This is a genomic window from Paenibacillus zanthoxyli JH29, from assembly GCF_000520715.1.
In the GTDB taxonomy this organism is placed as follows: Bacteria; Bacillota; Bacilli; order Paenibacillales; family Paenibacillaceae; genus Paenibacillus_AQ; species Paenibacillus_AQ zanthoxyli.
Window position 1 is genome coordinate 1 of sequence record NZ_ASSD01000352.1, and the last position, 8,033, is coordinate 8,033.

The window sequence follows — 8,033 nt, forward strand, 5'->3', positions numbered from 1 at the left end:
TGTTATTCCTTATTTTGGGTAATCAACAGGCGTGATTTCTGTAAACGAAATACGTAAATCAGTTTCCTTCAAAATATCCAGCAAGCTTGTCATTGGCCAGCGGCGCGTAATTTCACCTTTGATCCGGATTAAATTAACCGGCTCTGCTTGCGGTTCTAACGGAGAAACCGAGATCCAGCCTTTACCTTTATCAGTAATCCGTACTTTAGGGTTCTTCGGCATTCCCTCGTTTAATTTTTCAAGACCTTGAATCATTTCCTGTTTAAGAGCAGTGATAAAGGAATCTGCATCCAGCGGCTGATTTAAAGCTTTGTAATTTTCCTCCCGGCGTTCCTCGAAGTCTGCCGGCAAATCCTCATCCGGATTTCGATAACGGTTTGCTCCGGATACCCAAATTTCTTTACACCGCAACTTATCCCGGAGCATTTGCAAGGCGCTGATTTCATAGTTGATCCTGTTTACTCGTTCTTGTCCCTTTTCATCTTTTTCTATGATAATTTCTTTGTAGTTATTGCGGATCACCCCATTGATCGGAATTTCGTCGGTTAAGGGAAAATAGTGCATTCCCGTTTGAGTGTATTTCTTGATTAGTTCGAGCGCGAGGATAACTGGACGGTGAACGTCGTTATTAGAACGAAAATCAAGAATGCTAAGAATTTCAGGAACTATCCGGCGGTAATGGCTACCATAGGAGGCGCGAATGACCGTATGGATTCTTTCGCGGTATGCCGGTCCAGTATGTTTAAATTCGTTGACCAAATCTTTCAGTGTTTGTTCGTTTACAACTGGGTACAGGACATCTTTAATGATTCCCTCCGGATGCTCGATGGCCGTCTGTGCCATGTTAAATAAAATGCCATACTTGTTGCCGACTCGTCGTAGATCGTTCAGAATTTCCTTTTCGATCTTTCGTTCGGCGCGTACTCCGATACGGTGAATAATTTGAATAAGCAGATCGACCAGGTTGTCCGATATTTCCATGCAGCGAAACCAAAAGAAAGCTGACAACAGCGTATATCGAATCGAATCTGGATGTCGGCGAAGCTCACGTAGATCCTCAGTAGAAACGCGCTGCCGATACTTTTTCAACACCTTATGGGGAATGTCTCGAAATAAATCATCCGGAAGCTCCAAATTGCGAATAGTCCGCAATTTGTTAACTTCCTTCAGCACGCTATCCACCCCAGCACGACCAGGATCTGCTTTTAACTCATTAAATGATATTTGTATGCTGCTGTCGCTGGCGGTTTCTTCTTCGTCAATCTCTAAATAAGAAATGCTATCAATCAGAGAGTCTAATTGAGTTAGAGACGTGGAAGGCAACTTTTGGTATGTCGCTTGGAAGAAGGATTCTTCATATGTGTGAATGGCTGAACGGATCAAACGCTCAATGCGGTCCGGCGTGGGCGGCACGATTTTTAATTCATGGAATCGACGGTAAACGCGTTCCTTTAAATGCTCAAATTCATGATCGTGATGCAGAACATGTTGGTATAGCCATTCTGCCATTTCCTGAGCATCCTCTATCGTATCCTCGCGGAACCCGAAGAACTCCCGGATCTGTATTCGGTGGTAGGTGATTGAACAACCGGTCCAATCGTACTGAGCATATAATTCTGGCTCAGAGAAGATTTGTTTTGCAATGTACGCGATCACCGCTTTGGGAACTTCGTACTTATGAGTTGGAAAACGGGCTTCATTTTGAAAAAACTTGAGTAGCACGGCAAATCCAATCCTGGTTTCCCCGGTCTTGTTCTCGACCAATCTCATCTCGTTCGGCAGGATCGTAAAATGCTCGATTAATTCATCCAGTTCCCAATTCCGTTTCATGTTATCCCCCTCCAAAGTAAAGTTCCTATAACAGTGAGTATCGGAACTTTGGACTTGAAATAAGTATATCCAAGCTGTATATTTTAGACAATATGAGTCTCACAATTTCCGATGTTCCATTTACATAAATAGATTCGGAACTTCTTATTTTATGAAGAGGTACGAACGCGCAGGATAGTTTAAGATCATTCACTGTGAACCATATCACAAATAGAGCGAAAATTTAATTGGGAAAGCATGAAGAGTATTGTAATTATACGGAATAGAGTGATTTTTGAGATTTTGAATTCATTACTTAGGTTCCTTACCCCAATACATAATTGTGCTACCACTAAAATCAGTCTCATTTTATAAGAAAAAGAGGGTGCTCCCGATCGCAAAATGGGATAATATGCTATCAATAATTTGGATGCTACAATCTGGAAGGAAGCTCACCGCTGCGCGGATTGCAGACAGTTTGGAGATTAGCGTCCGTACCGTGTACCGGTATATCGACGCATTATGCGCCAGTGGTGTTCCGGTCGTCGCGGAATCAGGCCATGACGGCGGCATTCGCATTCTAAAAAGCTTCCAGGAGACGCCATTGTTCTTCAACTCTGTAGAGTTGAAGGCACTTGTGGACGCGTTTAAGTTTGCGCAAGGCGCTGGCTATCCGTATACGGAGGAGCTGGAAATCGCGTTGAAGAAGGTGGAGAACGGGCTGCACGAAGAGCAGCGCGATGATCTGTCCCGCCAGACGGGAGGCTTGGATGTGATTTCTCCGGCGCGTCCGCCTTCCGTTGTTCCGTTGTTGCGGGACCTGGAGAAGGCGGTGAATGACGGGAGAACGGTGCGCATCGTTTATCGAAAAGCGAATATGGAGCAGGCCAATGAACGTGAAGTCGATCCGTACGGGTTGGCCTACGACCGAAATGAATGGTACGCTGTCGCGTTCTGTCATCGGTCGCAGGCGGTGCGGACGTTCCGCGTGGATCGTATCACTCTGCTAAAGCCGACCGAAGCGTGGTTCCAAAAGCCGGAGCGTTTCTCCGCGTCGGTCTATTTCCGAGACCAGTCCGAACGGGAACGTGAGGCGGACGGGCCGCTGACTGTCATCCGCATCGAGGGAGAGTCCGATACGTTGAATGCGGTTTGCGGCCACTGGCATATGCGCCACTATTTGATGGAACGGACCGATCGGGAAGCGCGGTTTCTGCTCGACGTCCCGACGATGAACAAGTATCTTCCGATGTATCTGATGACGTTTGGCACAGCCATTCGCATTCGTGAGCCGCTGACGCTGAAGCGCCGGGTCCAGGAGATGGCATCGGCAATCGCACATCATTACGAAATTGATTCCGATTGAAGTTCGCTGACGGTAACTGTCAGTGAAGTTGCTTTATTATTAGATATAGAACACAAATCAAATCATGAAGGAGGAGACAAATGCCTACTTTTAAAATGAAGCATATAAACCCGGAAGGTTTATTCAAATCAAAAGCATTTAGTCAAGCGATTACCGTAACAGGGAAGGCAAAAACAATTTATATTGGCGGGCAAAATGCTATAAATTCAAAAGGTGAGCTGATTGGAGTTGGTGATTTGGAGTTGCAGACAAAACAGGCACTTCATAATATCAAAACCATTTTAGCTACTGAAAATGCAAGTTTCGCCAATCTGGTCAAACTCAATATTTATTTAGTTAGCGGAAGCGACCCGCTTATTGGTTACAAAGTATTCCAAGAGATGGCTGGTTCATTAGATAATCCCCCACTGGTCACCGTGTTATTCGTCTCGGAATTTGCATCGCGTCCAACTTGCCTTCTTGAAATAGATGGAATTGCAGTCATTGAAGATAAGGACTAAATATGTATGGTCTATACGGCTCTGCTTCGCGGGATCAATGTCGGCGGAAACAACAAAGTAGATATGAAAATACTTAAAAAATCATTTGAGCAGGCTGGTATGAAAAACGTCGTTACCTATATCAATTCGGGCAATATCATTTTCACAACCACCGGCCACTCCAAAATGGATATAGCGCAAATTCTCGAAAAAGCGATTACGGATACCTTCGGTTTGCAAATCAAGGTGCTGGTAATTAGTTTAGAAGACATGAAAAAAGTGATGTCCACGCTCCCCGAAACATGGATGAACAATGATAAATTGAGATGCGACGTCCTTTATTTATGGGAAGATATCAATGACGCTTCCGTTCTCGATAAGCTGATCTTCAAACCGGAGATCGAAACGGTGAAATATGCTCCAAGCGCGATTATATGGGCGATTGATAAAATAAACGTGACCAAAGGCAGTATGACAAAGTTGATTGGTACGGAATTGTATCGACAGATGACGATCAGGAATTTGAATACGACACGAAAAATATATCAGCTTATGCTGGCGGCAGACGAAGACCAAAAATGATTTCACCTGCGCAGTTCCCGATTAACTTCGCTGACAACGATTGTCAGTGAACATGGTATACGATAGAGAAAATGCTGAGGCAGTGGCAGCCAAACGATGAATAAAGGGAGAGGTGGATTCGTCCAATGCGTCAACACCTGCATCAATTGTACGAATATCATGTTTGGGCGAATGACCAGCTGTTCACCCATCTGGGCTGCTTCCGAAGGATGCGTTTCATGCGGAAGTGACGAGCGTGTTCCCGTCCGTGTCGCAAACGTTCGGGCATATGTACATGTTCGAACAGCTCTATATGTACGTGCTTGCGGAAGTTCCTAACGAGGGCATTTTCCTGAAGATCCCGGGTTGGAGGGAGGAGGCGCAAGACATAACGGTTGATCAAATGCGGGGGCTGTTCGCCGGCGGTGCTGAACAGTTTCGCGATTTGCTGAGGCGGACGCCCGACACGGACAAGGCTATGACAATCGAGCATCCGAGTTACGGCCGTCTCGATACGTATTTCTCCGACATCCTGCGTCATGTGGTCAACCACGGGACATATCACCGGGGCAATGTGACCGCGATGCTGAGGCAGCAAGGGTAGCCGGGGTCCCGACCGATTATATGTTTTATTTGATGGAACGGTAGGAAGGTCCGCGGTAAATCGGATAGGAGGCTATCCATTAGTTGGATAGCCGACCTTCCACACCACCGTACATACCGTTCGGTATACGGCGGTTCAACCGTTTAAGTGCAACTGACGTAGACGCTCGTACTGTGCAGGGAAGTCGTAATACCCTGCCTTTGCGAGCTTTTCGTTTGTAATAGAGCGATGCAATACCGCGCTTCCGGCGATGCGCCAGTACCCCCGTCGGGTGTTTCCCCATTGGTACGCCTGCCACTCCGGTATTCCCAGCTTCCGCAGGTTCTGCACCTTCGTTTTCGGCTTCTTCCACCCTTTCCAGATGTACATGCGCATCCGCCTTCGCAGCCATTCATTCCAGCTTTGCAGGATTCGCTTCATGTCGGCTACATAGAGTCGGCTACATAGAAATAGCCGATCCATCCGCGAATGTAGACCTTTACGTTTTCCATCACCTGCCTGGCATTCCTGCCTTGACTTCGGCTCGTTAGCTCTTTCAGTTTCCTCTTTGCCTTTACCAGGGATTGTCGGTGGACGCGGATGTACACGCCGTTGCCGTTCTTTCCCATCGCGAAGCCAAGGAATTTGAAATGCTTCTGCGCTACTACGCTGACGACCTTGCTTTTCTGCGTATTCATCTTGAGTTGCAACTTGTTCTCCAGGTACGTCCGGCTGGTTGCCAGTAGCCGCATTGCGGCCCGTTTAGTCCTGGCCAGCACACGATGTCATCCGCATAGCGGATGACGGTCACCCCTCGGCTTTGCATCTCCTGATCGAATTCGTTCAGATAGATGTTCGCCAAAAGCGGCGATAGGGGACCTCCCTGCGGAGACCCTTCTTCCGTTTCGCAGCGTATTCCGTTTTCCATGACTCCGCTTTTCAGGTACTTTTTAATCAGGTCGGTTACGCGTTTATCCTGGATTTGTTTGCGCAAGAGGTTCAGCAGTAGCTCATGGTTCAGCGTGTCGAAGTACTTCGAGAGGTCGATTTCTACCGCATGGCCGTATCCCTGCTCCGCATAGGCCTTCACTTTTCGAATCGCCTGCTGCGCGCTCCGTCCTGGACGATAGCCGTAGCTTCCATCCGAGAACAGCGGCTCGAACAGCGGTTGCAACTGCTGAGCGATGGCTTGCTGGACGATGCGATCCACCACCGTGGGAATGCCCAGCTTTCTCACTCCGCTTCCATCTGGTTTGGGGATTTCCTTGCGCCGTACCGGGTTCGGCTTGTACCGGCCATCCCGAATGCTTTGCAGCAACTCGTCTCTGTTTTCCCGCAACCAGGGCAGTGCCGCTTCGACCGTCATGCCGTCGATTCCTGGCGCTCCGTGGTTGCGCTTGACCTGCTTGTAGGCTCTGTTCAGGTTGTCCCTGTTCAGTATCCTCTCCAGCAAGTCGTTTGCACCGTCTCTTTCTCTACTTTCCCGAGTTTCGGCGCTCCGCGCTCCCGCATACCCTTCGTGTTCCACACTATTTCTTTGCGGGCAGCCCTTTCGGTATTCTGCTTTCATCGCACCGACTCTCCTTCCAGTGTGTACTCGGGACTTACGATTGTTCGGCCCTTCCCGAGAAAAAAAATTCCCGGTAGTATGGCCTCTGCTGACTTCTCACAGCAAGCTTTACTCCGTCTTTCGGATTTTTTTTCCTACTCCACGTCTGTGAGATCTCCCCGGGTAAGAGCGATAACCTTCCCCTCATCTATCTGCCACATTTACATCATGGGATTCGGGCAGTATTGGACTTTGCTTTGTCGTGCAAGCTCATCCGTCCCACCATGCCTTCTATGTGATTTCTGTTCGTCAGACCGAGGGTTTGCCTCCGGCTTCCTTCAGATTCTGCCTCGCGGCAGACACCCTTGCCCTTGCCTACTGCCAAGTCTGTAGCGGACTTTCACCGCCAAGTTATCGCCCATGCCGGGCGCACACGGATGTGAGGAAAGGCAGGCCCGGTTTTCGGGCCTGCCTTTCCTCGTATGCTCAGTCATCAGAAGGTGAAGAGTGGAGTTTCCCAATAGTCATTTTTTTCAAAAAAAAAGAGGATGATGAAAAGGAACACATCACCTTCACATATATGAAAAAACGAGTGACGAATGGATAAATAATCTTTTATTCCGTGATTACAGAAGCTATCCAGAGAAAAGTATTAGAATATGCCAAACTTAAAAAGCACCTTGCATCCATCCATATATATATAGATGATAGAGTGGCTTATACCCGAAATAAAAGCACCATTCATTCGGTTATAGAATTGGCAAAGAAACGTTTAACGGATACGTTAGTTAAACGAACAGCTATATATCACTCATAAAAAGAACTCTCCAAACTTGGAGGGTTCTTACATTTTTATCCATGCGTTTGCGGGTAATGTCAGCTACGCTGGAATTACCCCATCTTGTAAAACCTGATTATGAACTTGCTTAAGTACAGGCACATATTACTTTCGTTCGTTGAATGTATTCGCCTGGTCATAATAGTTCAGACTCTTACCTTCAGTTTTGTAGGCGATAATCCACTCCTCAAGTAGTTCTCACTGGGATCATAAGAGTACAGCTTTTTCTCGGCTGGATACGAGGGAAGTTCAACCTTTTCGCTACCCAGATGTCCTGAAATTCCACATTCATTGCCGTCTGATTGATTTAGATTGGGAAGTTAGAAAGCGCTCCTGTTTCAGTTTAAATTGAGAAAAGCAAACCTAACGAGAAAAAATCATATTCCTAAGCATTGCTTCTCAGACCAATCCGGACTATTTCAAATAAAAAGAATGGCAATCATGGACCAGAAAAAAGTCCTAGACTGCCACTGTTTGATTATGCTTAAGTTTGTTTTAATTGAAAGCCGCAAAAAGATGTTTTAGATCTGTTAGTCACTCATACGACTTAACTCTTAGTCCCATTTCTAGTCCACGATTCTTTAGATATCTTCTTCCATTAACTCATCTAGCACCATCTGCTCAAGTATACTTACCGATTCTTGAGCTAAATCATTTGGAGCCCCTGTACGAAAATAAGAACGCACTTTCTCAGCAGTTTTTTGGTCGCTTTTATATACTTTATACTCCCCAGATTCATATTTCGCGGTACAGCCTCTTTTTTTGAGTTCTTTTACTATTTCACTCATATAATATTTAATTAACTCTTTTATTTTTATACGAAAATGAACTCAATGCTTTAAAGTAAC

Annotated in this window: 9 protein-coding genes; 4 read left to right on the forward strand and 5 right to left on the reverse strand. The window is 46.4% G+C overall.

Going from position 1 to position 8,033, the window contains the following annotated elements:
* Positions 1 to 9: 9 nt before the first annotated feature.
* Positions 10 to 1,830 carry a DUF4158 domain-containing protein gene (locus L691_RS0112655; RefSeq protein WP_025690885.1) on the reverse strand — a complete coding sequence of 607 codons (1,821 nt, stop codon included), beginning with the start codon at positions 1,828 to 1,830 and terminating at the stop codon, positions 10 to 12.
* Positions 1,831 to 2,221: 391 nt separating this feature from the next.
* On the opposite strand from L691_RS0112655, the gene L691_RS0112660 reads away from it, so the two are divergent.
* The 4 genes from L691_RS0112660 to L691_RS28780 all read left to right on the forward strand — a co-directional run bounded on the left by L691_RS0112660 (position 2,222) and on the right by L691_RS28780 (position 4,819).
* Positions 2,222 to 3,175 (forward strand): helix-turn-helix transcriptional regulator, encoded by a 954-nt coding sequence (locus L691_RS0112660; RefSeq protein WP_269634847.1) that lies wholly within the window; start codon positions 2,222 to 2,224, stop codon positions 3,173 to 3,175.
* Positions 3,176 to 3,255: 80 nt separating this feature from the next.
* The gene (locus L691_RS0112665) at positions 3,256 to 3,675 is read left to right on the forward strand and encodes a RidA family protein (protein WP_025690887.1); all 420 of its coding nucleotides are present in this window, start codon (positions 3,256 to 3,258) and stop codon (positions 3,673 to 3,675) included.
* Between the two features lie 6 nt (positions 3,676 to 3,681).
* Positions 3,682 to 4,236 (forward strand): DUF1697 domain-containing protein, encoded by a 555-nt coding sequence (locus tag L691_RS0112670; protein WP_025690888.1) that lies wholly within the window; start codon positions 3,682 to 3,684, stop codon positions 4,234 to 4,236.
* 226 nt (positions 4,237 to 4,462) lie between these two features.
* Positions 4,463 to 4,819, forward strand: coding sequence for a DinB family protein (locus L691_RS28780; protein WP_198023033.1), 357 nt, complete (start codon positions 4,463 to 4,465; stop codon positions 4,817 to 4,819).
* A gap of 135 nt (positions 4,820 to 4,954) precedes the next feature.
* On the opposite strand, the gene L691_RS32795 is transcribed toward L691_RS28780, so the two are convergent.
* The 4 genes from L691_RS32795 to L691_RS0112685 form a co-directional block, all read right to left on the reverse strand.
* Positions 4,955 to 5,188, reverse strand: coding sequence for a hypothetical protein (locus L691_RS32795; protein WP_198023034.1), 234 nt, complete (start codon positions 5,186 to 5,188; stop codon positions 4,955 to 4,957).
* Between the two features lie 56 nt (positions 5,189 to 5,244).
* Positions 5,245 to 5,496 carry a group II intron maturase-specific domain-containing protein gene (locus tag L691_RS32800; RefSeq protein ID WP_198023035.1) on the reverse strand — a complete coding sequence of 84 codons (252 nt, stop codon included), beginning with the start codon at positions 5,494 to 5,496 and terminating at the stop codon, positions 5,245 to 5,247.
* Positions 5,493 to 6,368: a group II intron reverse transcriptase/maturase gene (ltrA, locus tag L691_RS32805; protein WP_198023036.1), complete on the reverse strand. Its 876-nt coding sequence runs from the start codon at positions 6,366 to 6,368 to the stop codon at positions 5,493 to 5,495. The genes L691_RS32800 and ltrA overlap by 4 nt, the downstream gene beginning before the upstream one ends.
* A gap of 1,398 nt (positions 6,369 to 7,766) precedes the next feature.
* Complete coding sequence (locus L691_RS0112685) at positions 7,767 to 7,973, reverse strand: hypothetical protein (RefSeq protein WP_025690889.1); 207 nt, start codon at positions 7,971 to 7,973, stop codon at positions 7,767 to 7,769.
* Positions 7,974 to 8,033 lie beyond the last annotated feature (60 nt).

What these genes read in the sequence shown, in the direction of transcription:
- ltrA (WP_198023036.1), bottom strand. Translation starts at nt 6,368, where the DNA reads ATGAAAGCAGAATACCGAAAGGGCTGCCCGCAAAGAAATAGTGTGGAA.
- L691_RS32800 (WP_198023035.1), bottom strand. Translation starts at nt 5,496, where the DNA reads ATGAATACGCAGAAAAGCAAGGTCGTCAGCGTAGTAGCGCAGAAGCAT.
- L691_RS0112660 (WP_269634847.1), top strand. Translation starts at nt 2,222, where the DNA reads ATGCTATCAATAATTTGGATGCTACAATCTGGAAGGAAGCTCACCGCT.
- L691_RS0112685 (WP_025690889.1), bottom strand. Translation starts at nt 7,973, where the DNA reads ATGAGTGAAATAGTAAAAGAACTCAAAAAAAGAGGCTGTACCGCGAAA.
- L691_RS0112670 (WP_025690888.1), top strand. Translation starts at nt 3,682, where the DNA reads ATGGTCTATACGGCTCTGCTTCGCGGGATCAATGTCGGCGGAAACAAC.
- L691_RS0112665 (WP_025690887.1), top strand. Translation starts at nt 3,256, where the DNA reads ATGCCTACTTTTAAAATGAAGCATATAAACCCGGAAGGTTTATTCAAA.
- L691_RS0112655 (WP_025690885.1), bottom strand. Translation starts at nt 1,830, where the DNA reads ATGAAACGGAATTGGGAACTGGATGAATTAATCGAGCATTTTACGATC.
- L691_RS32795 (WP_198023034.1), bottom strand. Translation starts at nt 5,188, where the DNA reads ATGTACATCTGGAAAGGGTGGAAGAAGCCGAAAACGAAGGTGCAGAAC.